Annotated in this window: 23 protein-coding genes and 2 riboswitches; of the genes, 13 read left to right on the forward strand and 10 right to left on the reverse strand. The window is 67.7% G+C overall.

What is annotated here, in order from left to right:
• Positions 1-93 precede the first annotated feature (93 nt).
• Positions 94-1,080 carry an RNase H family protein gene (locus ACFRAH_RS01960; protein ID WP_377989236.1) on the forward strand — a complete coding sequence of 329 codons (987 nt, stop codon included), beginning with the start codon at positions 94-96 and terminating at the stop codon, positions 1,078-1,080.
• A 27-nt stretch (positions 1,081-1,107) separates the two neighbouring features.
• On the opposite strand, the gene ACFRAH_RS01965 is transcribed toward ACFRAH_RS01960, so the two are convergent.
• The 6 genes from ACFRAH_RS01965 to ACFRAH_RS01990 form a co-directional block, all read right to left on the reverse strand.
• A complete protein-coding gene (locus ACFRAH_RS01965) occupies positions 1,108-1,395 on the reverse strand; it encodes a WXG100 family type VII secretion target (RefSeq protein ID WP_377962360.1) in 288 nt (95 codons plus the stop codon).
• Positions 1,396-1,523: 128 nt separating this feature from the next.
• On the reverse strand, positions 1,524-3,188 hold the full coding sequence (locus ACFRAH_RS01970) for an ATP-binding protein (RefSeq protein WP_377989237.1): 1,665 nt from the start codon (positions 3,186-3,188) through the stop codon (positions 1,524-1,526).
• A gap of 2 nt (positions 3,189-3,190) precedes the next feature.
• Positions 3,191-3,904 carry a response regulator transcription factor gene (locus tag ACFRAH_RS01975; RefSeq protein ID WP_214847153.1) on the reverse strand — a complete coding sequence of 238 codons (714 nt, stop codon included), beginning with the start codon at positions 3,902-3,904 and terminating at the stop codon, positions 3,191-3,193.
• Positions 3,905-3,965: 61 nt separating this feature from the next.
• Positions 3,966-5,609, reverse strand: a complete 1,644-nt coding sequence (locus ACFRAH_RS01980; protein WP_377989238.1) for a DNA repair helicase XPB — start codon at positions 5,607-5,609, stop codon at positions 3,966-3,968.
• Positions 5,610-5,622: 13 nt separating this feature from the next.
• Positions 5,623-8,115, reverse strand: a complete 2,493-nt coding sequence (locus tag ACFRAH_RS01985) for a helicase-associated domain-containing protein (RefSeq protein WP_377989239.1) — start codon at positions 8,113-8,115, stop codon at positions 5,623-5,625.
• A gap of 10 nt (positions 8,116-8,125) precedes the next feature.
• Positions 8,126-8,359, reverse strand: coding sequence for a hypothetical protein (locus tag ACFRAH_RS01990; protein ID WP_377989240.1), 234 nt, complete (start codon positions 8,357-8,359; stop codon positions 8,126-8,128).
• Between the two features lie 183 nt (positions 8,360-8,542).
• Here ACFRAH_RS01990 and ACFRAH_RS01995 point away from each other — a divergent pair, with 183 nt between their 5' ends.
• Both ACFRAH_RS01995 and ACFRAH_RS02000 read left to right on the forward strand, forming a co-directional pair.
• Positions 8,543-8,926 carry a cold-shock protein gene (locus ACFRAH_RS01995; RefSeq protein WP_377989241.1) on the forward strand — a complete coding sequence of 128 codons (384 nt, stop codon included), beginning with the start codon at positions 8,543-8,545 and terminating at the stop codon, positions 8,924-8,926.
• Between the two features lie 8 nt (positions 8,927-8,934).
• Entirely contained in the window at positions 8,935-9,462 is a 528-nt protein-coding gene (locus ACFRAH_RS02000; RefSeq protein WP_377989242.1) for a DUF3027 domain-containing protein, read from the forward strand.
• 210 nt (positions 9,463-9,672) lie between these two features.
• Here the strand turns inward: ACFRAH_RS02000 and serC are convergent, their stop codons facing one another.
• Positions 9,673-10,803, reverse strand: a complete 1,131-nt coding sequence (gene serC, locus ACFRAH_RS02005) for a phosphoserine transaminase (protein WP_377989243.1) — start codon at positions 10,801-10,803, stop codon at positions 9,673-9,675.
• A 348-nt stretch (positions 10,804-11,151) separates the two neighbouring features.
• Between serC and ACFRAH_RS02010 the strand changes: the two genes are divergently transcribed.
• From ACFRAH_RS02010 to ACFRAH_RS02055, 10 genes are all read left to right on the forward strand, one after another.
• Positions 11,152-11,847, forward strand: a complete 696-nt coding sequence (locus tag ACFRAH_RS02010; protein ID WP_377989244.1) for a metal-dependent transcriptional regulator — start codon at positions 11,152-11,154, stop codon at positions 11,845-11,847.
• A gap of 151 nt (positions 11,848-11,998) precedes the next feature.
• Positions 11,999-12,243, forward strand: a riboswitch (cyclic di-AMP (ydaO/yuaA leader).
• Between the two features lie 11 nt (positions 12,244-12,254).
• Complete coding sequence (locus ACFRAH_RS02015) at positions 12,255-13,076, forward strand: M23 family metallopeptidase (protein WP_377989505.1); 822 nt, start codon at positions 12,255-12,257, stop codon at positions 13,074-13,076.
• A gap of 112 nt (positions 13,077-13,188) precedes the next feature.
• Positions 13,189-13,382: riboswitch (cyclic di-AMP (ydaO/yuaA leader) on the forward strand.
• Between the two features lie 52 nt (positions 13,383-13,434).
• On the forward strand, positions 13,435-14,145 hold the full coding sequence (locus ACFRAH_RS02020) for a C40 family peptidase (protein WP_377989245.1): 711 nt from the start codon (positions 13,435-13,437) through the stop codon (positions 14,143-14,145).
• A 102-nt stretch (positions 14,146-14,247) separates the two neighbouring features.
• Complete coding sequence (locus tag ACFRAH_RS02025; RefSeq protein WP_377989246.1) at positions 14,248-15,024, forward strand: NlpC/P60 family protein; 777 nt, start codon at positions 14,248-14,250, stop codon at positions 15,022-15,024.
• Positions 15,025-15,247: 223 nt separating this feature from the next.
• On the forward strand, positions 15,248-15,748 hold the full coding sequence (locus tag ACFRAH_RS02030) for an HNH endonuclease (RefSeq protein WP_377989247.1): 501 nt from the start codon (positions 15,248-15,250) through the stop codon (positions 15,746-15,748).
• 24 nt (positions 15,749-15,772) lie between these two features.
• Positions 15,773-16,366, forward strand: coding sequence for a molybdenum cofactor guanylyltransferase (locus ACFRAH_RS02035; RefSeq protein WP_377989248.1), 594 nt, complete (start codon positions 15,773-15,775; stop codon positions 16,364-16,366).
• Positions 16,367-16,401: 35 nt separating this feature from the next.
• Complete coding sequence (locus tag ACFRAH_RS02040; RefSeq protein ID WP_377989249.1) at positions 16,402-16,749, forward strand: DUF6457 domain-containing protein; 348 nt, start codon at positions 16,402-16,404, stop codon at positions 16,747-16,749.
• Positions 16,746-18,317 carry a molybdopterin molybdotransferase MoeA gene (locus tag ACFRAH_RS02045; RefSeq protein WP_377989250.1) on the forward strand — a complete coding sequence of 524 codons (1,572 nt, stop codon included), beginning with the start codon at positions 16,746-16,748 and terminating at the stop codon, positions 18,315-18,317. Before ACFRAH_RS02040 ends, ACFRAH_RS02045 begins: the two co-directional genes overlap by 4 nt.
• 94 nt (positions 18,318-18,411) lie before the next feature.
• Positions 18,412-19,284: a formate dehydrogenase accessory sulfurtransferase FdhD gene (fdhD, locus tag ACFRAH_RS02050; protein ID WP_377989251.1), complete on the forward strand. Its 873-nt coding sequence runs from the start codon at positions 18,412-18,414 to the stop codon at positions 19,282-19,284.
• A 174-nt stretch (positions 19,285-19,458) separates the two neighbouring features.
• A complete protein-coding gene (locus ACFRAH_RS02055) occupies positions 19,459-22,485 on the forward strand; it encodes an alpha-mannosidase (RefSeq protein WP_377989252.1) in 3,027 nt (1,008 codons plus the stop codon).
• Between the two features lie 42 nt (positions 22,486-22,527).
• On the opposite strand, the gene ACFRAH_RS02060 is transcribed toward ACFRAH_RS02055, so the two are convergent.
• The 3 genes from ACFRAH_RS02060 to ACFRAH_RS02070 are packed head-to-tail and all read right to left on the reverse strand — an operon-like array spanning position 22,528 to position 24,832.
• Positions 22,528-23,346, reverse strand: a complete 819-nt coding sequence (locus ACFRAH_RS02060) for an amino acid ABC transporter ATP-binding protein (RefSeq protein ID WP_377950300.1) — start codon at positions 23,344-23,346, stop codon at positions 22,528-22,530.
• Entirely contained in the window at positions 23,333-23,998 is a 666-nt protein-coding gene (locus tag ACFRAH_RS02065) for an amino acid ABC transporter permease (protein ID WP_377989253.1), read from the reverse strand. Before ACFRAH_RS02065 ends, ACFRAH_RS02060 begins: the two co-directional genes overlap by 14 nt.
• Complete coding sequence (locus ACFRAH_RS02070; RefSeq protein ID WP_377989254.1) at positions 23,999-24,832, reverse strand: amino acid ABC transporter substrate-binding protein; 834 nt, start codon at positions 24,830-24,832, stop codon at positions 23,999-24,001.
• Positions 24,833-25,005: the final 173 nt, after the last annotated feature.

Here is a 25,005-nt window from a genome sequence, read left to right on the forward strand (position 1 = left end):
TCCCAGCTGGCTAAAGAGTGCGGCTCCCTCCACGGAGGGGGCCGCACTTTTTGTCTGCGCATTTTTGTCCCCGCGGTCTGGCAGGATGGTTCGGTGACGATTACTGCAGCAGCCGACGGTTCGGCATTGGGAAACCCGGGTCCCGCAGGGTGGGCCTGGTATGTGAACGACGACTGCTGGCGGGCCGGCGGCTGGCCGCACGGGACCAACAACCAGGGTGAGCTGATGGCCGTCCTGGACCTCTTCCGTTCCACCGCGCACATGCCCGACGAGGACCTGCACATCCTCTGCGACAGCCAGTACGTGATCAACTCCGTGACAAAGTGGATGCCCGGATGGAAGCGCAAAGGGTGGCGCAAGGCAGACGGCAAGCCCGTGCTGAACGTGGACATCCTGAAGGACATCGACCGGGAGCTCGCCGGGCGCAAGTACCGGTTCGAATGGGTCAAGGGCCACGCCGGGCACGAGTTGAACGAGGCTGCGGACGAACGCGCCAGGGCCGTGGCGCTCGCCTACCAGCAGGGCGTAGCCGCCCGCTCAGGTCCGGGGTTCCCCGACGCGGAGCCGGCAGCAGGCCGGCGGCCCGTCAAGGAGGGCCGCGGCGAGGGCGGTGTCCCGCCGCTCTTCGAGCCCGAGCAGGAATCCCCGGCGCTCTTCGGATCCGGCGAGCCTGATCTCTTCAGCGAACTCGGTTTGAACGAACTGGGCGCCGAGGCGTTCGCCGAACCCCCGGCGGGCGCGAAGCCCGAAGAGATTGTTGAGGCCCTGGAACGCGAGCTCCTCCTCCCGGATGTCCGCAGCGACATCGGCCGCACAGGACAGCTCCTGCACCCGGACTTCACGGAGATCGGTACGGCCGGCCGCCTCTGGACCCGCGACGCCATGATGATGTCCCTCGAGGAAAGCCCGGGCGGTCCAGTTGACCTGGACGTGCTCAGCGCCGACCGGATCGGTGCCGACACGGTCCTGCTGACCTACCGGAGCTACTCCCGCGCCGGCTCGGCCCTGCGGAGCTCCCTGTGGGTGCTGGACGGCGGACAGTGGCGGCTGCGCTTTCACCAGGGCACGCCCGAAGCCTGAGCCCGCCCCGCCGGTGCCCTGCCGGCGTCAGCTGAAGCGCTGCGCGTTGCCCAGCTCCGCCTGCGCATAGGTGTCAGCGGCCGACGACAGGGCAAGGTTGATGGAGGCGAGCGAGGCCTCAACCTTCCCCTGCGTCAGTGTCCACTCGGCAACGAGCGCCTGGAAGTTGGTGGCGGCCGATCCGCGCCATGTGGCCTGCAGTTCGTCGAGGCCGTGCTTCATGGCCTGGACGTCGGCGCTGATCCGGTCAACGGTCGCCTTGACGTTGGCTGACTTGACCTGCAGCAGGTCGGTATCGACGGAAATGATGCTCATGGCGGGCCTCTCGACTACTTCGGGGGACTGCCCTGGCAGGACAGTCGCTATGGCTGGCGGACCGGCCGTTCCGGTCCGCTACGTCCAGCCTAGGAACCCGCCGGCACGCGGCGCCACGGCGGGTACCGCTATGTGGATAACCGGTTCCCGCCGGTGGCCCGGCCACCGCCCGAGGACCTGTTCCCGGCAGTACGCTCCCCGGCAATGCGGTCGCCTTCAGCACGGTCCCCTTCAGCACGATCCCCTTCACCGCGGTCCTGGCCTGGCTGGTCCCCGGCGGCGATGTCCGAGAACGTTCCGATACCGTCCGCTTCGGGGCTGACCGCCTCATGGGCGTCAGTCCCGGGGGAGTCCTCGCGGACGGGGAGGCTGACCACGAGTGTTGCGCCGCCGCCGTCGGTACCTTCCACCCGGACGGAGCCGCCGTGCGAGCCGACGATGGCGGCCACGATCGCCAGACCCAGCCCGCTGCCGCCCGTATCCCTGGTACGCGACGTATCGGCCCGGTAGAAGCGCTCGAATACCTTGGGCGCCTCTGAGTCGGAGATGCCGGGGCCATGGTCCCGGACCTCCAGGACCGACTGGGCGGAACCGTCGTCGGACCGCCGGACGCCAACGGCGAGCTCGATGGGTGTTCCTCCGGGGGTGTACCGCAGCGCGTTGCCCACAAGGTTGCCGATGACCTGCCGCAGCTTCGCCTCGTCGCCCAGGACCGGGGCCGGTTCGGCGCTGCCGTTGTGCAGGCCGGTGAGGGTGATGGTGCGTTTCCGGTCGCTGGCCTGGGTGTCCACCACGGCGTCGTGCGCCAGCAGCTGCAGGTCGATGGGCTTGCGCTGCAGCGGCCGCTGCTCGTCGAGCCGTGCCAGCAACAGCAGGTCCTCCACCATGGAGCCCATCCGCTTGGCTTCGCTCTCGATCCGGCCCATGGCGCTGGCCACATCCTCCGGCGACTGCAGCGCGCCGTGCCGGTACAGCTCCGAATAGCCCCGGATGGTCACCAGCGGGGTCCGCAGCTCGTGCGAGGCGTCGGCGGCAAACCGGCGCATCCGGTCCTCGGAGGCCATCCGGGCCGCGAAGGCCGCCTCGATGTGGGCGAGCATGGCGTTCAGGGACCTGCCCAGGCGGCCCACTTCCGTGGAGGGGTTCTCCACATCGACGCGGCGCGACAGGTCTCCGGCGGCAATGGCGGCGGCGGTCTTCTCCACCCTGGCCAGCGGGCGGAAGGATCTGGTCACGGTCCAGTTGGCGATGAAGAAGGCGAGGATGAGCGTCAGCACGCCAACACCCACTCCAACCAGGCTGATGTGGCGCAGCACCTCATCCACCGTGGACAGCGGCAGCCCGATGACCACCACCGCTCGCTGCTGTTCGCTGCCGACAACAACGGGAACAGCCACCACGCGCCAGTTCTTTCCGTCGGTGCCACGCACCTGGTAGGGGCGGAAGTCGCGCTCGCGGGCCTCGTCAACGGAGATCGAGGCAATGTCGGGGCGGGCCAGTTTGTCGTCGATGGGGTCCCGCTGCGTGCCCGGATAGTAGAGCGTCACCGCGTAGTCCGTGGGGACCGCCGGGTTGGCGATGGGGGAGATGGAGCGCTGCGACTGGGCGGCGGCAACTGCGGCCCGCAGCTTGTCGTCCACCTGGCCCTCGAGGTAGCCGCGCAGCAGCGTCAGTGCCACCGTACCGGTCACGGCCAGGGCCGCCAGCAGGAGGGCCATCATGATGGCCACCAGCTGGGACCGGAGGGTGGCGGACTTCCAGCGCTCCAGCGCGGCCTCCCATCGTTCGAGCAAGGTCAGCGCTTTTCGGCTGTCCGCAGCACGTACCCGACGCCGCGCTTGGTCTGGATGAGGGCCGGGGCGTCCGGGTCGATGTCCACCTTGCGCCGCAGGTAGGAAATGTAGGACTCGACGATGGAGGCATCACCGTTGAAGTCGTATTCCCAGACGTGGTCCAGGATCTGCGCCTTGGACAGGACCCGGTTCGGGTTCAGCATCAGGTAACGCAGCAGCTTGAATTCGGTGGGGGACAGCTCAATCACTTTGCCGCCGCGGCGCACCTCGTGGGCGTCGTCGTCGAGCTCCAGGTCGTCCACCCGGATGACGGCCTCGTCATCCTCCAGCAGCGGCTGCGTCCTGCGGAGCACGGCACGGATGCGGGCCACCACCTCATCGAGGCTGAAAGGCTTGGTGACGTAGTCGTCCCCGCCCACGGTCAGCCCGGTGACCTTGTCCTCGGTGTCGTCCTTTGCGGTCAGGAAGAGGACAGGGAAATGCTTGCCGGCCGCGCGCAGCCGGCGGGTGACGGTGAAGCCGTCCATGTCCGGAAGCATGACGTCCAGCACCGCGAGGTCGGGCGCGTGTGCCTCGACGGCGGCCAGCGCCTCCCGCCCGTTCCCGGCGGAAACCACTTCAAACCCGGCGAAGCGCAATGACGTGGAGAGCAGCTCGCGGATGTTCGGTTCGTCATCAACCACGAGGAGCTTCGCTTCGGCGCTGTTCTTTTTCATGTTTCCCATGATGCTCCCAGAATCTGGGAGTTTTCTGGATGAATGTTGTGTGTTGCTTGGGTCAGCAGGATTCGACGTCCTTGGCGTCCATGATGCGGTAGGCGTAGCCCTGCTCGGCCAGGAAACGCTGGCGTTTGGCGGCGAAATCCTGGTCCAGGGTGTCCCGTGCCACGAGCGAGTAGAACCGTGCCGCCCGCCCGTCCTGCTTGGGCCGCAGCAGCCGGCCGAGGCGCTGGGCCTCCTCCTGGCGCGAACCGAAGGACCCGGAAACCTGGATGGCCACGGAGGCCTCAGGAAGGTCGATGGAAAAATTGGCCACCTTGGACACCACGAGGGTCTGGATTTCGCCTGCGCGGAAGGCGTCAAAGAGTTTCTGGCGGGCCTTGACCGGGGTTTCACCCTTGATGACCGGCGCGTCCAGCCGCTCGCCGAGCTCGTCGAGCTGGTCGATGTACTGCCCGATCACAAGAACCTGCTCGCCCCGGTGGTGTTCCACCAGCTGTTCGGCCACGAGGGTCTTCGTCTCGGACGTTGCGCACAGCCGGTACTTGTCGGCATCCTCGGCCATGGCATATGCCACGCGCTCGTCCTTGGGGAGATCGACGCGGACCTCCACGCAGTCCGCGGGGGCGATGTAGCCCTGGGCCTCGATGTCCTTCCACGGTGCGTCGTACCGCTTGGGGCCGATGAGGCTGAAGACCTCGCCTTCCCGGCCGTCTTCGCGCACCAGGGTTGCCGTGAGGCCAAGCCGGCGCCGCGCCTGCAGGTCCGCCGTCATCCTGAAGATCGGCGCCGGGAGCAGGTGGACTTCGTCGTAGATGATCAGGCCCCAGTCGTGGCCGTCGACGAGCTCAAGGTGCGGGTACACGCCCCCGCGCTTGGTGGTGAGGACCTGGTAGGTCGCGATCGTCACCGGCCGGACTTCCTTGACGGCGCCAGAATATTCGCCGATCTCGTCCTCGGTCAGCGAGGTCCGCCTGAGCAGCTCGTCCTTCCACTGCCGTGCAGAGACGGTGTTGGTGACAAGGATGAGGGTTGTGGTGGAGCCGGTGGCCATCGCCGCGGCGCCCACGAGCGTCTTGCCGGCGCCGCAGGGGAGCACGACGACGCCGCTGCCGCCTGCCCAGAAGTTTTCCGTGGCCAGCCGCTGGTACGGGCGCAGTTTCCAACCCGACTCGTTCAGCATGATGAGGTGGGGCGTGCCGTCGACGTAGCCGGCCAGGTCCTCCGCCGGCCAGCCGATCTTGAGCAGCAGCTGCTTCAGCTGGCCGCGCTGGGAGGAATGGACCACAACGGTCTCGGCGTCGATGCGCGGGCCCAGCAGCGGCTGGATCTTCTTGGCCCTGCTGACCTCCTCCAGCACCGGGTAGTCGCTGGTGCGCATGACCAGCCCGTGCTGCGGGTCCTTCTCCAGCCGCAGCCGCCCGTACCGCGACATCGTTTCCTCGATGTCGATCAGCAGCGAGTGCGGCACGGGGAACCGGGAGTACTTCAGCAGCGTATCCAGCACCTTCTCGGCGTCGAGCCCCGCGGCCCGGGCATTCCAAAGCCCCAGCGGCGTGAGCCTGTAGCTGTGCATGTGCTCGGGTGCGCGCTCCAGTTCGGCGAAGGGCGCGATGGCGTGCCGGGCCTCCGTCGCCTGCTCGTGGTCCACCTCGAGGAGGATGGTTTTGTCGCTCTGGACAATCAGCGGGCCGTCATTCACGCAGGTACAACCTTCACTGCTGCATTTCCTCTGCTGCCTCGATGTCGATGATCCGGTGGATGGAAAGCACCCGTTCCGTGTCCTTCGCGGGGTCGAACACGCGGACGCGTCCGCCCGCCACGGAGACCGGAACAACCGTTTCCAGTTTCGCATTCCCCATGCTGTCCACGACGTTCATGACGACTTTCTGCCGGAGCCGGATGGCCTTGTGCAGGGTCTCCAGCCCCAGCTGGGTTGCCTCCTCGCTGCCGGCGGCGGCCGGGCGGGAGCCGTTGGGGCTCATGCCGGCCGGAGCATGGCTGCGCAGGACGGCCAGCTGGGCGGTCACGTCGGCGTCGGGAAGGGCGGTGCGCGGTGCGCTGTAGACGGGGCGCCCGCTGCCCGGAAGCGGCGGGGTGCGGTTAAGGCGGACGACGGCGGATCCGGCCTCTTCGACGGCGGGTGACAGTCCCAGCCCGCGCAGGACCAGGGCCGTCTGCCGGGGCGAGGCCATGGAGACCAGGACGGTAGGGGCGATCCGGACCAGGGCCAGCGACGAGGCCGCAGCCTCCCGGCAGAGCTCACTGAGCGCGGCTTCGTCGTCGCTCTGGATGAAGCTGGCGGCGGCCCCGACCCGCAGCTTGCCATGCCTGGCTGCAGTGTCCTCCACGAGGTACTGCAGCGGCTGCGGCACGGCGGTGGCGGAGTGGCGGCGCAGGAAGTCGAGGATGGCTGCGGCATCCTGGCCGGAGTCCAGGGCGCGCCGGATGGACTCCACGGAGAACCGGTATGTCGTGGCCGGGCCCTGCCCTTCGGCGTCGGCCATCCGCAGGAGCTGCTCGGCCAGGTCGGGAGCCAGGTATCCCGGCGCGACGGCGGTCAGGTCTGCCTGCAGGAGCACGTGGTTGAGTGCCGCGGGCAGGTGTTCGCCGAGGAGGTCCATGGCGTCGTCGGGCGCGTCCGCGGCGATGGCGGCACCCAGCTGGCTCAGTGCGCCGGACCCGATCAGCCCCAGCAGCTCGGCCTCGGCGAGGACGCCGCTGATCAGGGAACTGAACCGCCGCGCCATGCGGGGCTGCGACCACTCGGCACGCTGCAGCACGGCCTCCGCGTTGAGCACCGGTGCGGCGCCGTCGGGCATTTCCGCCTCCAGCGTCAGCTCCCGCAGGATTTCCAGGATCCGCTTGCGGACGACGGGCGCGTCGGACCGCTGTGCTTCGGCGGACAGGGCGTTGACGGTGGCCACAGCGGGGGCACGGTGGTTGGCGGGCCCCGCAGGCTGGCCGTTGATGGGCTGCCCCACGAGCGACGGGGCGCGCTCGCTGGCCAGCCAGGCGTTGACGAGCCACAGCCACTGCTCCTGCCGCGGCAGTCCGAGCCACTCCAGCTGGGGCGGCTGCACCCAGCACGACCTGTCCACGTCCAGCCGGATCAGGCCGGACAGGGCGCACAGCTCCAGCAGCACGGCGGTGGTGCGGTGGTCCACGCGGAGGGCCTCGGACAGCCGGCGCATTTCGCGGATGCCCACGCCCCCGCTCCGCAGGGTGGCCAGGGGCTGGTCCCTGACCGCATGGAGCACCTCACCCGTAAGGCGCAGACTCTCGGCGATGGCGCCGAGCGCGGCGTTGCGGCGGAGGGCGGCGGTGGTGACGCCGAGCGTCGGTGCCGGGGGAGTCAGGGAGAAGTTGTCGATGATGGCGCCGCCGCGCAATGAGATGCCCACGCTGTGCGGAAGTTCGACGTGGGCGGCGTCCAGCGGAACCAGCAGGCCCCGGGCCAGCAGCCAGTCGACAGGCCCGACGTCGTGACCTTCAGCAGTAACGGAAGCCTTCCGTTGGGCCGGGGGTACAGCACCCATGGCCCAGTTGCTGAACCGGGCAAGCAGTGCCGTGGTCCGTTCCGGGGCGGTGGCGAGGAGCGCGTGAAGTCCCTCCGGGGAGGACGTCCACTGCTGGAGCGCCAGTGCTGCCTCCATCGGGGTGGTCGCCGCCCGTACGGCGGCACCGCTGCGGTGCAGCTCCCCGACAAGCTGGACGACGCGCTGTGCGAATGCCGGCTGCAGCCTGACCAGCTCGGTGTAGCTGCGGCCCAGTCCGGCCGGGTAGATTCCGACGACGTCCTTCAGGCTGCTTACCGGAAGGTAGAAGCGCTGCCGCTGGGCGCCGGGGCCGGCGCCGTGCGGCGGCTCCGCGCGCTGGATCAGGGCGAGGTCGTGCAGCGACTGCAGGAGCTGCTCGATGGCAGCCACCGTTGAGCCTGCGATCGCCTTCTTCAGCACCGCAGCGGAGGCGCTGTGCCCGTTGTCGGTGTTGGTGCACAGGTGCAGGGTTTCCAGGACCTGCATCTGGGGACGGTTCAGGCGCTCCAGGGCGCGCTGCACGCTCACCCGCGCGCTGGCGCGGGCGGCCAGGGCCGGGAAGTCCGGAACGCCTGGGGAGATCAGGTCCGGCCGCGCAGCGAACAGAGCCCGCAGCGACTCGTCGCTGCGTGCCTCCAGTTCCTTGCTGAGCGCACGAATGAGGGACATCAGTCCAACGTTACCGCCCGCCGGAGGTTCCTGCCCGGCGGCGGGCGGCAACGCCGTCGACCACCGGCACGAGCATCAGCAGGAAGGCCGCCGGAAGGCCATAGAGCGCTGTTGACGTCACCCACTGCGGCGCAGCATGGCCCGCAGCGGCCAAGGCCATGACCGCGCCGACGGCGGCGACGGACAAAACTGCAAGAAGCACTGCGGCGGCCATCAGCGGCCGCCGGATACGCGCGGATGTCATAAACGTAACGCTAACAGCAGCGCCGCGGCGGCGCCTCAAAGCGGGATTAGCCTGCCAGTCAGGATAACCTTGAAGGAGCAGACCAACATGGACCAGGCAGTCATACCCTGAACCCGCACATCAGTGCGGATGCGGTGGCGGCCGGCCATGTCCCAGAACGTCAGAACGAAGAAGGTTGATTAGGTGCCTACCGGCAAGGTCAAGTGGTACGACAAGGACAAAGGTTTCGGTTTCCTCGCGGGCGAGGACGGGCAGGAAGTGTTCCTTCCCAAGTCCGCGCTGCCCGCCGGAGTATCGGAACTGAAGGCCGGCACCCGGGTTGAGTTCGGCGTCGCCGACGGGCGCAAGGGTGCCCAGGCCCTCGGCCTGCGCGTCCTCGAAAAGACACCGTCCATCGCCAAGGCGAAGCGACCCAGCGCGAGGGATCTTGCCCCGCTGGTGCAGGACCTGGTGACGGTCCTGGACAACCTGTCCGGGACGCTGTCCTCCGGCAAGTACCCGGACAGCAACAAGGGCAAGGCCATTGCCGCTGCCCTGCGTAAGGTTGCCGACGAGCTGGACGCCTAGGCCTGCCCATGAACCCGGAACCTGAACAGGCTGAATCCAAGGCTGAACCCAAGGCCGCCAAGAGGCGCGCCGGGGTCCCGGTGTGGCGGACGGGGAAGCCCGACGCCGTGCTGGCCGCTGCCGTGGACACCGCACGGACCGCCGTCGAAGGCATTGCGAAGGCATCCGAAATCGGCGACCACCTCGCCGCCCGCACCGAGGGTGACCGCGTGGTGACGCACCTCTTCGAATCACGCCTGCCGGGGTACCTCGGCTGGCAGTGGTACGCGGTGCTGACCCGCAATTCCCGCTCCAAGGTGATCACGGTCAACGAGCTTGGCCTGCTGCCGTCCGAAGACTCGATCCTCGCCCCGGAATGGGTGCCGTGGGCCGAGCGCGTGCGACCGGAAGACGCCCAGGACGACGAAGCCCAGGACGAAGGCTCGGAAGGCGCCGCTGCGGCGGCCACCGAAGAAGAGTCCGACGCCGGCACGGAGCCTGACGCTGAAACTGCTGCCGACAGCGAATCAACATCCGCCGGCCAGGAGCACGGCTGACCCGCCGGATCCACCCGGTCCGAATATTCAATTGCCCCGCGTTTTCGAACGCGGGGCAAATTCCTTTAAGGCTTAAACGGCGGACGGCGCCGGCCGGGACACAAGCCCGGACGACGCCGTCGAACATCAGGTGAAGAGTTTTTGTACAGATAATGGGGCTTGACGGCCGTCGAACCCCGATTATCTGGACAAAAAATCCACGCCGGCGGGCTACTTCTTCAGCTCGCCCACCACGTAGTCGATGCAGTCCAGCAGGGCGGAGACATCGGACGGCTCGATCGCCACGAAGGTGGCGATGCGCAGCTGGTTGCGTCCCAGCTTCCGGTAGGGCTCGGTGTCCACGATGCCGTTGGCGCGGAGCACCTTGGCGATGGCGGCGGCGTCGATCGAGTCATCGAAGTCGATGGTGGCGATGACGTTGGAGCGCTCGGCGGCGTTGGCGACGAACGGCGTGGCGAACTCGGAGGCTTCGGCCCACTTGTAGATGCGACCGGCCGAGTCGGCCGTGCGTCCGGCCGCGAAGTCCAGGCCGCCGTTTGCGTTGAGCCACTGCACCTGGGCATCCAGCGTGACGAGCGTGGACAGGGACGGGGTGTTGTACGTCTGGTTGAGCTTGGAGTTGTCGATGGCGGTCTTCAGGTCCAGGAAGTCCGGGATCCAGCGTCCGCTGGCCTTGACGCGCTCGGCCCGCTCAAGCGCGGCCGGGGAGAAGAGGCCCAGCCACAGCCCGCCGTCGGAGGCGAAGTTTTTCTGCGGCGCGAAGTAGTAGACGTCCGTCTGGGCGACGTCGACGTCCAGCCCGCCGGCAGCGGAGGTTGCGTCCACGAGAACCAGCGCGCCCTCGTCGGCGCCGTTCACGCGCTGGACGGGGGCGGCAACGCCTGTGGAGGTCTCGTTCTGCGGCCAGGCGTAGACGTCAACGCCTGCCTCGGCCCTGGGTGCGGGGCAGGTGCCGGGCTCGGACTTGATGATGCTGGATTCCGCAAGGAATGGTGCCTTGTTTGTGGCAGCGGCAAACTTGGAGCCGAACTCGCCGAAGGACAGGTGCTGTGCCTTCTCCTCCACCAGGCCGAAGCTGGCGACGTCCCAGAAGGCGGTGGAGCCGCCGACGCCGAGAACCACCTCGTAGCCCTCGGGGGCGCGGAAGAAGGTGCTGAGGCCTTCGCGGACGGAGCCCACGAGGTTTTTCACCGGAGCCTGGCGGTGGGACGTGCCCAGGAGCGTGGTGGCGGCTGCGGAGAGCGCCTCGATCTGCTCCGGCCTGACCTTGGAGGGGCCGGCGCCGAACCGTCCGTCCTTGGGCAGGAGGTTTGCGGGGATAGTGATGCTGGTGTCGCTCACAATGGCTCCAATTTTCGGCATGGAAGTGCGGTTCGGCTGGGTCGGGGCGGGGGCCGGCAGGCAACCGTGACCGCCACGAAGACCCTCCTTATTCTGCCCGAAGCGCGGATACGTCGGGTACATGCCTCCGTCATAGTCCAGTCATTGAGATTGTGCCCGTCACAGGACCTGCGAATTATTCGGACTAATTCAAAATAGGCTAAGCTTGCAGTGGACGTACGGGCAGACAGCCGGTGCTGCGCCGCCGTCGGTTATTGCGACCGCCGCTGCAGCCAGCCGGCTCCCGGTGCGGCGGGCCCGCGGTACGGTGGGACGGACACACATACTGTGCTCGAGGAGCTGAGCTGAATGACGGATCTGATCGACACCACGGAGATGTACCTTCGCACCATCCTGGAGCTGGAGGAAGAGAACATCGTGGCGCTTCGGGCACGCATCGCCGAACGCCTCCGCCATTCGGGCCCCACCGTTTCGCAGACCATCGGCCGGATGGAGCGCGACGGCCTCGTCGTCGTCTCCGGCGACCGCCACCTCGAACTGACCGAAGTGGGCCGCAAACGCGCCACCGAGGTGATGCGCAAGCACCGGCTCGCGGAGCGCCTCCTTGCCGACGTGATCGGACTCGACTGGGCGTACGTCCATGACGAGGCCTGCCGCTGGGAGCACGTCATGAGCGAACGGGTGGAGCGCCGGATCTACGAAATGCTCGACCACCCCACCGAGTCGCCCTACGGCAACCCGATTCCCGGCCTCGCGGCACTCGGCGGCCAGCCGGCCCGGCCGTTCGCGGACGGTGTGCTGAACCTGCTCGATGCCATGACCGGCTACGGCCCCGCCTCCAAGGTCACCGTCAGCCGCCTGGCAGAACCCATCCAGGTGGAGCCGGAACTGCTCGTCCAGCTGGATGAGGGCGGGATCCGGCCCGGCGCTGCCGTGTCGCTGGAACGCGTGGGGGAGTACATCTCCGTCCGCGTTCCCGGCTTCGAGGGCGCTCTCGAGCTGCCGCCGGAAGTCGCGGCGCACGTGTTCGTCCGCGTGGACTGACTTCAAATTGCCCCTTCGGGGCGGGCGTCGCTTCTTGTCAGACATCTGCAGGCAGGATGACCTACCACTTTTGCACAGTGAATATAACGGAATTATTACTGCGTTCTTTAATCGCCTATAGTTAAACGGCAGCGCCGATACAAAAGCGTTACCTGATCTGGAGCCGAACCCTGCCAGCAGATCAGTAGCGCGAGTCACCCACTGGCAGGGGCGGGGGAACCACAACCGGCTGTTTCAGCAGCCTTGGGGTGAAGTCCGCAGCAGCAAGTCTTTTCCGCAGAAGGAATCCTCCCTGGATACCCCTGTGCCGGATGGGGCCTGTCACGGCGGACCGGGTCTATGCACTCTCTGACCCGAATCCGACAGCTAACTTCGCAGGCTATCCAGAGAGGAAGCAGTACTTGTCCATGCAGAATGCCCGGGGCCGCCGCCGCGCGTCCGGTCCCGCTCCGGAGCCGCGCCCCGCGGAGGCCATTGCCGCGGACCGTCCCCGGGACGCCCAGCGTGAAGCGCGCCGCCGCCGGGGTCCGTTCCGGCAGGTTACGGATTTCGCTTCGGCCAGTGGCGTCGGGCAGAAAGCCGGCGTTGCCCTTGCGGCCACCGGCCTGCTGCTGACTGTTACCGTCCCTGCCACCGGCCCTGTACTGGCTGCCGGAGAGCAGCAGGGAGGGGCATCCGCTTCTGCAGCCTCACCGGCCCAGCCGAAGGTCTCGGCGGAAGCGGCAGCCAAGATCGATTTCAGCCGCACGTCCGTCTCCACCACCGGAGACCCGGACGGAAAGCTCAAGCAGCTCCTCAGTGCCCAGTCGGCCGGCAGCATCAGCCGTGCGGCTTCGGCCGGCACCCTGGGTGGGCCACTGACCACGCTGGTCAAGTCTTCGCCGTTCGGTTACCGGGTCAGCCCGATCACCGGCGGTGCCGGTGAGTTCCACCGCGGCCAGGACTTTGCCGCCCAGTGCGGCACGGAGGTCCTTGCTGCGGCCAGCGGCACAGTCACGTTCTCGGGGTGGCACCCGTACGGGGGAGGCAACCGCGTGGTCATCGACCACGGCAACGGCCTGGAAACCACGTACAACCACCTGTCGTCCTCCAGCGTCCAGGTTGGCCAGAAGGTCACCCGGGGCGAAATAATCGCCCTCAGCGGGACCACCGGCGCCTCAACCGGCTGCCACCTCCACTTCGAGGTGATGGTCAACGGGGAAGTCGTTGATCCCATGGGCTGGCTCTGAGCCAAGCCGAGTGAGCACTCTCATTCCTGTGACACGCCGTGACCTGAATGTGACTTTCGCTCCGAACTGCTGTACCGTCTAAACCGCGTCAACTTCGCCGAAGTTGACGCTCTTGAGTGGATTGCCTAACTCTGCCACCGCTCAAGGTCCGTTCGCATTACATCGTCTGGCAGGGGCGGGGGAACCAATTTTGGTCTTCGCAAGAAGGCCTTGGGGTTAAGTCGCAAAGCTTCCCAGGAAGCAGCGCGGCCGGGTGACTCCCATCCGAATCCGACAGCTCACCTCGTAGGCATTGGGAGAGGCTACCTTCGTGTCTTCACGCCACAATGCCGCGCGCCACCGCGCGCAGACGGTTCGTATGAACCCGTTGGACTCCGTGTCCAAGGCGGTTAGCGCCAATGCCGGCACAGTAGGTCGCCAGGCAGCTGTTATCGCAGTTGCTTCAGGACTCATCCTGAGCGTTGGCCTGCCGGCTAACGCAGCCGACGCCAATATTGGTGTTTCCGCCTCCTCGGAGACCGGATCCCAGGCCGCACAGCTTGCTGTGACCGCCGCGCCCACCGCTACCGTCTCCTTCGAGCGTCCTGCCGTCACCACGGTGGCAGCCCCGGTCGCCGAAACCATCGCTCCGCAGTCGAACGATGAGGGCAAGGCGGCCGACGCAGGCCAGGCCGGCGACGAGAGCACCGGTGCGGCCCTGGCCGTCACCGCAAAGGCCACTGATGGTGCGGCCTCCGCCGCGGCGTCCGGGCTGGCTGCAATCGCGTACACCGGTATCGGCCACCCGTACGTCTGGGGCGGCACCACCCCCAACGGCTGGGACTGCTCGGGCTTCACCCAGTGGGTTTATGCCCAGGCTGGCATCAGCATTCCCCGCGTCAACGCGTGGAACGCCATGAAGCCCACTTCCACGCCTGCCCCCGGCGACCTGGTCATGCAGAACGGCGGCGCCCACGTGGGCATCTACGTCGGCAACGGCATGATGATCAGCGCGCTGAACCCTGCCGACGGCACTCTCCTGCACGCGGTGTCCGCAACGGGCACGTCTGCTTTCTACACCCTTCGCTAAGAATCCGATTCGAGGCGGGCCGGCTTACCCCCAAGATGCCGGCGCGTCGATAACCCACGTCCTGCTACCGCGGTCCGTGGAACACGAAAGAGAGAAACTTTAATGACTACACGTGCGACTATTGCACGGCACCGCGCCGAGGTCACCAAGACCAGCTCGCTGGCTGTCATTGCCAAGGCCGTCGGCGACAACGCCGGTGGCATGGGCCGCCAGGCTGCAGTTATCGCAGCGGCTTCCGGTCTCGTCCTGACCAGCGGCATCGCCGCCAACGCCGCCGAGACCAACGTCCAGCGCGAATCCGCTCCGGCTTCCACGCTGGAAGTCCAGTCCGCTGCCCCGGCCAACATCTCCGCAGCTTCCAGCATTGCCATCTCCTACGAGAAGCCTGCTGTCTCCACCACCCCGGCCCCCGTCGTCGAGGCACCCAAGCCTGTCGTCAAGGTCCAGGAATCCGCCCCCGCCGTTGAGGCTCCGGCTACTGAGACCGCTCCGGCTGTCCAGGCCACCGCCTCCGTCGAGACTGCTGCTCCGAAGACCGCTGCCGCCAGCGGCAAGGGTGCTGCGATTGCTGCTGCCGCCTACGCGCAGCTCGGTGTCTCGCAGGACTGCACCGCACTGGCCACCAATGCACTCGCCGCTGTGGGTATCCACTACCACGGCTGGCCGGCCGGCTACCTGTCCCTGGGCCGCACCGTCAGCGCTGCTGAAGCTCAGCCGGGCGACCTCGCCTACTACCAGAACGGCGGCATGGGCCTGGCCCACATCGCTGTGTACGTCGGCAACGGCATGGCTGTCCACGGCGGCTGGAACGGCGGAACCACCGCACTGTTCAGCGTGAACGTCGGCTCCGGCCCGGTCTTCATCCGCGTCGGCGGCTAAGACACCCCGAAGCATCACAGAAGGACCCCCGCCGCCTGGCGGGGGTCCTTTTTTGCCTTGCGCGCGCATGAATTTTTGGTGACACGCCATGACGAAGCTTGTGTTCGATTCGCTCATCTGCCTAGTGAGTGTTTACTCTTATGGTGTCGATCCATAGCCCGGACATGCAGAGGGCAGCCGGCCCTCGCGCCTCTGCCGGGTGCGGCCGTGAAGAGGTATGTGCATGCGCACACTCGTTCTGAATGCTGGATATGAACCGCTGGCGGTAGTGACCTTCCGCCGGGCGCTGGTCCTTGTGCTCACCGGAAAAGCAAGCGTGGTGGCCGAAGGCGACGATCCTGTCGTCGGGCCGCAGGACATCATGGGCCGTCCGTCCGTGATTCTCCTTAACCGCTACATCCGCCCCCGGTACAACATGGTCACCGCGGTGAGCAGGCGGGGCGTACTTCGCCGCGACGGCCACCGGTGCGCCTACTGCGGCAAGGCAGCCCACACCATAGACCATGTCCAGCCTAAATCCCGGGGCGGTGCTGACTCCTGGGAGAACCTGGTTGCGGCCTGCCTGCGCTGCAACAACGTCAAAGGTGACCACACGCCCGGTGAGATGGGCTGGAAGCTCAGGTTCGATCCGGCTCCTCCGGTGGGCACCATGTGGCAGATCAAGGAACTGGAGAAGCCCACACCGGCGTGGGATCCGTTCCTGCTTCCGGAAAGAGCAGCCTGACCCATCCAGCATTACGCTGGGTGTGTGGACTTTGACGCAATAATCCTGGCCGGTGGCCGCTCGTCGCGGCTGGGCGGCTCGCCCAAGTCTGCCCTGATGTTCGACGGCGCCACCCTCCTCGAGCGGTCGCTCGCGGCAGCCGCTGGTGCCCGCCGCACCGTCGTGGTGGGGCCTGAGGCCGCGGGCCTCCCCGCCGGTGTGCTCACCTGCCGAGAGGATCCGCCCTTCGCGGGCCCGGCTGCGGCCATCGCCGCCGGCCTTGACGCCCTCCGCGGTGCGGGTCCGGCGGACATGGTAATGGTCCTCGCCTGCGACATGCCGCGGGCTGCGGATGCCGTCCGGGCCCTCCGGGATGCTCTCCCCGGTGCGGGCGCCGACGGCGTCATGGCGGCATCGGCGGATGGGCGCCTCCAGCCGCTCGCCGGTTTTTATGGCACAGCTGTGCTGGAACGCGCGGTGCAGGATGCCGCCGCGCGCAACGCCTTGGTGCACGGCTCGGTGTTCGCCCTCCTTGCTAGTCTTGACGTGCAGGCTGTAACTGTCCCTGCCGGTTCCACGGACGACGTGGACACCTGGGATGATGCGGCCGCGTTGGGAGTAGCTGTCCGGGAGCAATGAGCCGCATTCCGGGCCGCCGTGAATTGGAGGCAGGCATGAAAAGCCAGGACGAGACGCTTGAGGAATGGTGCCGTCTGCTGCTGCGGGCCTTTGAGCTCGAGGATGTGGACGTGGACATCAACGAGGTGTTGTCCGTAGCAGGAGTTGCCGCGCACTCCGTGGTGCGTCCCGCGGCGCCGCTGACCACCTTCATAGCCGGTCTCGCCGTCGGACTGGCCTCCGGTCCGGGCCACGCGCCGGATGCCTCATCCATGCAGAACGCCATGGACGTGGCGCGTTCTGTGGCCAAGGCCTATGCGGCCGACGAGGCGCAGGCTGCGGCAGGTTCCCCGGTCGTGGGCTCCGCCGGAGCTTCGGTGCCCACCGGGACACCGGGGGAATGACAGCCGCGCCCGAGCACCGCTCCGACGATCTCGGCTCCTTTGCCACCCCAAGCTCCGCAGGAGAGGTTAGCCCCGCGGGGGACGCCAGCCCTGCCGCCGGGGACGGAACCTTCCCCGACGCTGAGCCGGACCCGGACGCCGACCCCTCCCCGGACGGCGAGTCTGCCGCCGAGGCTGAACCCGAAGCCGAGACTGAACCAGAAGCCGAAGCTGAACCCGTCGCCGCAGCGGAGCGTGACGGGCATGCCAAGCACCTGGCGCACACCTGGGAGGAGGCCCGGCAGGCGGCCTTCGACTGTGCCACGCCGATCCCGGCGGCGCCTGTGCCCCTGCGCGACGCCGTCGGCCGGACGCTGGCGACGGACATCACCGCCCGCCAGGACATGCCGCACTATGCGTCCTCTGCCATGGACGGCTGGGCCGTTAACGGAGCGGGTCCCTGGATCCTGGCCGAACCGGGGCAGCGGCTGGCCCCGCACCAGGCGAGCGTGATCGTGACGGGCGGACTCATTCCGCCAGGTGCCAAGGCAGTGCTGCGCAAAGAGAGCGGCGTGATCGCCGAGGACGACGACGGGCTGCCTGTCCTGGCGCTGGGCGGCACTGCCCGTCCCGGCGAGCCCCGTAACGGCCAGCACATCCGGAAGGCTGCTGAGGAGGCAACGGCCGGGGACGTCCTGGTCAGGGCCGGCGTCGTGCTAAATCCCGCCCATGTGGCGCTCGCCGCGCTGGCCGGGCACGACGAGGTTGAGGTCCTGGGCAAGCCGGTGGTGAAGCTGCTGCTGACAGGCTCCGAGGTGGTGGAGCAGGGACTTCCCGAGCCCGGGCGGGTGCGTGACACGTTCGGACCGCAGCTGGCAACCGTGGTGGAGATGCTCGGCGGCCTGTGCCGTGAACAGCTCCGCATCGGGGACGGCTACACGGAATGGCTGGAGGGGCTCGAGGACTCGGGCATCCCCGAGGCACAAAACCTGCCGGCCGACGTCGTCATCACCACCGGCGGAACGGGTGTCTCGGGAACCGATCACTTCCGGCGTGCAGTGGCTGAGCTGGGCGGACGGCTGATCATCGACGGCGTGGCAATGCGGCCGGGGCACCCCGCCGTCCTCGCCGAATTGCCGGACGGGCGCTTCGTGCTCGGGCTGCCCGGCAACCCGCTGGCCGCCATGATGGCCCTCTCCACGGTAGGCGCACCGCTCCTGGCCGCCCTCGGACACGGCCAGCTGCCGCCGGTCCGGGAAGTCCCCTGCGGCACCGTGCTCGAACCCGAGCCCGGCCGCACGCGGCTGATGCCCTTCCGGCTCCTCTACGGCATGGCCTCGCCGGCGCAGCACACCGGCCCGGGCATGATGCGGGGGCTGGCGTCGGCCGACGGTGTCCTGGTGGTGCCGCCGCACGGCGTGCAGCTGGGGGAGACGGTGCCGGCTTTCGCGCTGCCCTGGGGCCCGGCCATCCCCGAACCAAAGGCAGCCGAGTCCAAACCCAAGAGCCCGGGGCGGAAGCCCGCTTCCCGCACCTCCAAGCAGGCAGCCCAAAGCGGGCCGGTGGACTGGAGCGCCCTGCTCGACTGAGGGGACATGGTCCGGCCGTGGGACAGGCGTTGGTGTACACCGGACCGGCTTGCAATGATGGAGTCATGAACAGCCACTCAGCGCGGAGTACCGCATGGGCCGTGTAACGCAACGACGCAAGGTGCACCGCTACGTCCTGGACGGTTCGGCCGCGGCCCTGGAGTTCCCGGTCCGGCACCGTGAGGACGTGCTCGCCGTAGAGGAGCCGCTGGAGATCCGGCTGGGCAACCTTTCCTACTCGGTCACCATGCGCACGCCTGGCGACGACTTTGACCTGGTCGCAGGCTTCCTCGTCTCCGAGGGTGTCATCTGGGATGCCGACCAGCTGATCTCGCTGAGGTTCTGCGCCGGCGAGGACGAGAACGGCGTCCAGACATTCAACGTGGTGGAGGCCCAGCTGCGGCCTGATGTGCCGCTGCCGGACACCGGCCGGCACGTCTACACGTCCAGCTCCTGCGGGATCTGCGGCACCGATTCCATTGAAGCGGTAACGAAGTCCTCGCACTTCAACCCCGCCGCGGACCGGCTCACCGTTCCGGTCGAAACGCTTGCCTCCCTGCCGGACCGGCTGCGGGAAGCCCAGGCCGTGTTCGAGGTGACCGGCGGAGTGCACGCTGCCGGGCTGTTCAGGATCGACGACGACGGCGGTGCGGAGCTGCTGTGCCTGCGGGAGGACGTGGGCCGGCACAACGCAGTGGACAAGGTGGTTGGCTGGGCACTGCGCGAACGGCGGCTGCCGCTGGCCAACACCGTGCTCCAGGTATCCGGGCGGGCCTCCTTCGAGCTCGTCCAGAAGGCAGCGCTGGCCGGGATCCCGGTGCTCGCCGCGGTCAGTGCCCCCTCAAGCCTGGCCGTGGAGCTGGCCGAGTCCACGGGACTCACCCTTGCCGGGTTCAGCCGCGGAACCAGCCTGAACGTCTACGCAGGTCGCGGGCGCATTTCCACTCCTGCCCCGGTGGCGCGGTAGGGGCGTGGCCCCTTGGCGGCGGGACGCCAAAGCAGTAGATTTTATCCATCGAATGGAAGCATTGATCCGCCTGCGCCGCAGCTGACGTGCCCGGACCCAAGCTGACCGCGACGCCCATGCCCGCACGAAAGCCAGCACAGCCGCTTCCGCTTTCACGTACTGAAGAGGTACACATTGCACGACGACCGCCGGATCACGGAAGTCCGCCTGGACCGCTTTCTCCGCGAACGGATCACCCCTGCCATCTACGGGCGCAGCGTGCCGCTGGAGCTCAGCAGCTGGGACGTTCCGGATGAACCCGTCCCGGTACTGGAAGCCCTGCGCCAGGAGTTCGTGCCGCAGGAACACGGTGCCGCCTGGGGGCGCCCGTGGAGCACAAAATGGCTGCGGCTGCAGGGCGATGTGCCGGACGCCTGGGGAACCGCGCCGGACACCGAAGTGGAGATCGTCGTGGATCTCGGCTTCACCACGGAAATCCCCGGCTTCCAGTGCGAGGGGATCGCGTGGCGCCCGGACGGCAGCATCATCAAGGCCATCTCCCCCCGCAACCAGCACATCCCGCTGAAGCTGCTGGGGAGCGGACTCGCTGTTGACTTCTACGTCGAGGCTGCAGCCAATCCGGACGTTGCCCAAGGCTGGAGCTTCGCGCCCACTCCCTACGGGGACAAGGCCACCGCGGGCAGCGAACCGCAGTACCGCCTGGGCAGCATCGCCATCGCCGAGCTGAACCGCGCAGTGTGGGAACTCCAGCAGGACGTGCTGATGCTCAGCGGCCTGATGCATGAACTGCCCACCGAACTGCCGCGCCGGCACGAGATCCTCCGTGCCCTGGAACGCATGATGGACACCATGGACCCGGACGACGTCGCCGGCACGGCGGCCGCCGGGCGGGCGGCGCTGGCCGAGGTGCTGGCCAGGCCCGCGTACGCTTCCGCGCACCGGCTGCTCGCCACCGGGCACGCGCACATCGATTCGGCCTGGCTGTGGCCGGTTCGGGAGACCATGCGAAAGTGTGCCCGGACGTTTTCCAACGTTGTGGCCCTGATGGACGAGGACCCGGACTTCGTGTTCTCCTGCTCCTCGGCCCAGCAGCTCGCCTGGATCAAGGAGTTCTACCCCGAGCTCTTCGGCCGCATCCGTGAAAAGGTGAAGTCCGGCCAGTTCATTCCCGTGGGCGGCATGTGGGTGGAATCGGACACCAACATGCCCGGCGGCGAGGCCATGGCCCGGCAGTTCGTGGAAGGCAAGAGCTTCTTCCTCAAGGAGTTCGACGTAGAGTGCAGGGAAGCCTGGCTGCCGGATTCCTTCGGGTACTCCGCGGCCCTGCCGCAGATCGTCAAGGCCGCCGGCAGCCGCTGGTTCCTGACACAGAAAATCTCCTGGAACCAGATCAACCGGATGCCGCACCACACCTTCAACTGGGAGGGCATTGACGGCACCCGCCTCTTCACGCACTTCCCGCCGGTGGACACGTACAACTCCGAACTCAGCGCCCGGGATCTGGCGCACGCCGAGCGCAACTACCGGGACCACGGATACGGCACCACCTCGCTCGTCCCATTCGGCTATGGCGACGGCGGCGGCGGACCGACGCGGGAAATGCTCGCCGCCGCGCACCGCGCGGCCGACCTGGAAGGCTCGCCGAAAGTCCGGATCGGAACGCCGCGCGGCTTCTTTGAGCAGGCCGAGGCCGAATACACCGCGCTGCCGGTCTGGGTGGGCGAGATGTACCTGGAGCTGCACCGCGGCACCTACACCAGCCAGGCCAGGACCAAGCAGGGCAACCGCCGGTCCGAGCACCTCCTGCGCGAAGCGGAGCTCTGGTGCGCCACCGCCGCCGTACGGTCCGGCGGGGAGTACGCTTACCCCGCGACCGAGCTGAAACGGCTGTGGCAGCTCGTTCTCCTGCAGCAGTTCCACGACATCCTGCCCGGCAGCGCCATCGCCTGGGTCCACCAGGACGCCGAACGGAACTACGCGGCAGTGGCCAAGGGACTGGAAACGCTCATCGGCGAGGCGGCGGCGGCCCTCCTGGGCGAGGGAACACAGGAATTTCTGCTGAATGCCGGCCCCCATGCCCGGCTCGGAGTCCCGGCGCTCGCAGCCGCGGCCGCTGTGCCAACCCGGGATGGGGTGCAGGCCACTCCGCTCGACGGCGGCTTTGTGCTGGACAACGGCGTCATCCGTGCGGTGCTGGACAGCAACGGCCTGCTGACCTCCCTGCGGGATCACGGGACAGGCCGCGAGGCCATCGCCCCCGGCGAGTTCGGAAACCACCTGGAACTGCACCGGGACACCCCCAACGAATGGGATGCCTGGGACATCGACGAGTTCTACCGCCGGAACGTCGTCTCGCTGGTCGATGCCGCAGAGGTGAGGCTGGAGCGGCACGGCGGGGATGCCGTCGTCGTGGTGGAACGGCTCACCGGCGTTTCCCGCATCACCCAGCGCATCACGCTGGCCGCTGGCAGCCCGTCCCTGGGAATCTCCACCGAGGTGGATTGGCAGGAACGCGAGAAGCTGCTCAAGCTGGGCTTCCCGCTGGACCTGCGGGCTGACCGGTCTGCGGCGGAGACCCAGTTCGGCCACGTCTTCCGGCCCACCCACGTGAACACCTCATGGGAGGCGGCGAAGTTCGAGATCTGCGCGCACCGCTGGATCCACGTCGCCGAACCCGGATACGGCGTGGCCATCGCCAACGCTTCCACGTACGGGCACGACGTCGCCCGGTCTGTCCGGGACGACGGCGGGACCACCACCACCGTCCGGCTCTCCCTGCTGCGCGCGGCCAAGTTCCCCGACCCCGAGGCCGACCGGGGACTGCACGTTCTGGACGTCTGGGTCAGGCCGGCAGCGGGAATCGCCGAGGCTGTGGAGGAGGGCTACCGCGCCAACCTCGCACTGAGGACGGTCCGCGGCGCGCACCCCGCCGAGGCGCTGGTCTCCGTGGACAACCCTGCCCTGGTCATTGAAGCGGTGAAGCTGGCCGAAGATGGCTCCGGCGACGTGATCGTCCGGCTGTACGAATCATTGGGCCAGCGTTCCGCCGGACGGCTGACGGCCAACTTCGGGTCCTCGGGAATCCAGCCAGTGGACCTGCTCGAGCGGCCGGTCGAGGCGCTGGGTGTCGTTGCCGGGGCGGACTCCGCCGAGCTCAAGCTGCGGCCGTTCCAGCTGGTGACCCTGAGGCTCGCCCGCTAAGGCAGCGAGACTCGCCACCGTCGATTTACAGCTGGAAGGCGGTCAGAATTCGTGCAGCAGGCGCCGGACGAATTGCCGGGTCCGCTCCTGCCGCGGCGCGCGGAGGACCTCGGCGGCCGGTCCGCGCTCCACCACCAGGCCGCCGTCCATGAAAATGACCTCGTCCGCCACCTGGCGGGCGAAGGCCAGCTCGTGGGTAACGATGACCATGGTCCACCCCTCGTCGGCTAGTTCCTGGATGACGCCCAGGACGTCGCCCACGAGCTCCGGGTCCAGCGCGGAGGTGGGCTCGTCGAACAGCAGCAGCTGGGGCTTCAGGGCAAGGGCACGCACAATGCCCACGCGCTGCTGCTGGCCGCCGGAGAGCTCGAATGGATACGCGTCGCGCTTGTCCGCCAGCCCCACCCTGGCGAGGAGCTTTTCGGCGTCGGCCACGGCCTCGGCCCGCTTGCGCTTCTGGACCTGGACAGGACCCTCAATGACGTTTTGCAGGACCGTCATGTGCGGGAACAGGTTGTAGTGCTGGAACACCATGGCGCTGCGGTCCCGCAGATCCGAGATCTCCTTCTTGGAGACCTTGGCGGAAAAATCGAGGGCGAGGGAGGTACCCGGCCCCGTAAAGGTGACCGTCCCGGCGTCGGGCGTTTCCAGGCCGTTCAGTGAGCGCAGCACGGTGGTCTTGCCCGAACCGGACGGCCCGATCAGGGCCACCACGTTGCCCCGGCGCACGTCGAGGTCGATGTCGCGCAGCACCACGTTGCTGCCGAACGCCTTCGCGAGGTTGCGGACGGACAGCACGGGCCTGGCCTGTGGTGCGGCGCCGGAGGGAACGGGTCCCCGGGTTTCGTCAGTGGGCGACATAGCGGTCCAGTCTCCTTTCAAGGACGGACTGCCCGGAGGAGAGCGCCAGGCAGATCACCCAGTAGACCAGGGCCGCCTCGAGGTACAGCACCATGAACTCCTGGCTGAAGGCCGCGATCTGCTGGGCGTTGCGGAAGAGCTCCGTGACCAGGATCAGCGAGGCCAGGGAAGTGTCCTTGACCAGCGAAATGAAGGTGTTGGACAGCGGCGGCACGGAGACCCTCGCGGCCTGCGGCAGGATGATGCGGCGCAGCGACTGGCCCCGGGACATGCCGATGGTGTGGCCGGCCTCCCACTGGCCCTTGGGCACCGACAGGATGGCGGCCCGGATGACCTCCGCGGCGTAGCCGCCCACATTGAGCGAGAAAGCGATGATGGCGCTGGGCCACGGATCGAGCTTTACGCCGAGGCTCGGCAGGCCGTAGAAGATCACAAACAACTGCACCAGCAGCGGCGTGCCGCGGATCACGGAAACGTAGAACCGCGCCACGCCGGACACCACCACGTTCCGGCTCAGCCGCATGAGCGCCACCAGCAGGGCCAGCGCGAGGCCAATGACGAACGAGGCCAGCGTCAGCGGGATTGTGCCGGTGACCGCGCCCGTGACAATAGGGCCGAAGGAGCTCCAGATGAGATCCCAGTTCAATGGCATCTACTTGGTGACGTCCGTGCCGAAGTACTTCTCCGAGATCTTGGCCAGCGTGCCGTCAGCGCGGAGGTCGTCCAGCGCCTTGTCCACGGCGGCGGTGAGTTCCGTGGAGCCCTTGCGGAACACGAAGGCGCTCTGGGACTTCTCAGTGGTTTCGGCGGCGATCTTCAGCCCGGCGTCGGGATTCGTCTTGGCGTAGTCGAGGTAGGTGAGCTTGTCATTGACGATGGCGTCCACGCGTCCCTGCCGGACCAGCGTCACGCCCTGGGCCCAGCCCTCCACGGACTGCACATTGGCGCCCGCGTCCACGGCCAGCTTGTAGAAGTTGCTGGTGAGCGACTGGGCAGCGGTCTTGCCCTTGAGGCTCTCAAAGCTGGTAATACTGCTGTTGTCGGCCTTCGTCACGATAACGCCCGTTGAGACGGTGTAGGGCTTGGAGAAGTCGTACTTGGCCTTGCGTTCGGCATTGATGGAGATCTGGTTGGCGATGGTGTCGAAGCGCTTGGCGTCGAGGCCCGCGAAAATGCCGTCGAACTGGGTCTCCTGGAAGTTGGCCTTCACACCCAGCTTCTCCGCTACCGCCCGGGCGATCTCCACGTCGTAGCCCGTGAGGTCGCCGGCTCCTTCCGCATGGAAGCTGAACGGCTTGTAGGTGCCCTCGGTGGCGATGACGATCTCGCCCTTGGACTTCACATCGCTGAGCGACGTGTCCGAGCCGCCGGCGGCGGGAGTCGAGGAACCTCCGCCTCCGGACCCGCCGCCGCAGGCCGTCAGAGCCAGTGCCAGTCCGGCAAGAGTCGCTGCAAGGGCGGAGCGTCGGGAATGGAGACGGTTCATGGCGGGTACCTTCTTCTTCAGGCGGCATTGGCAGGTAACGCGGCGGCCGGGGCCGCCTGCGGTGCCAGTGCGTGCAACGCGTTGGCAAAGACCTTTATTTCGCCATCATACGGGGGCTGTAAGTTCGCCATCCTGCAGGCTTCGGCGTGCCGCCAAAGAGGCCTTAAAAAGGC

The organism is Arthrobacter sp. NPDC056727, from assembly GCF_042790555.1.
Taxonomy (GTDB): domain Bacteria; phylum Actinomycetota; class Actinomycetes; order Actinomycetales; family Micrococcaceae; genus Arthrobacter.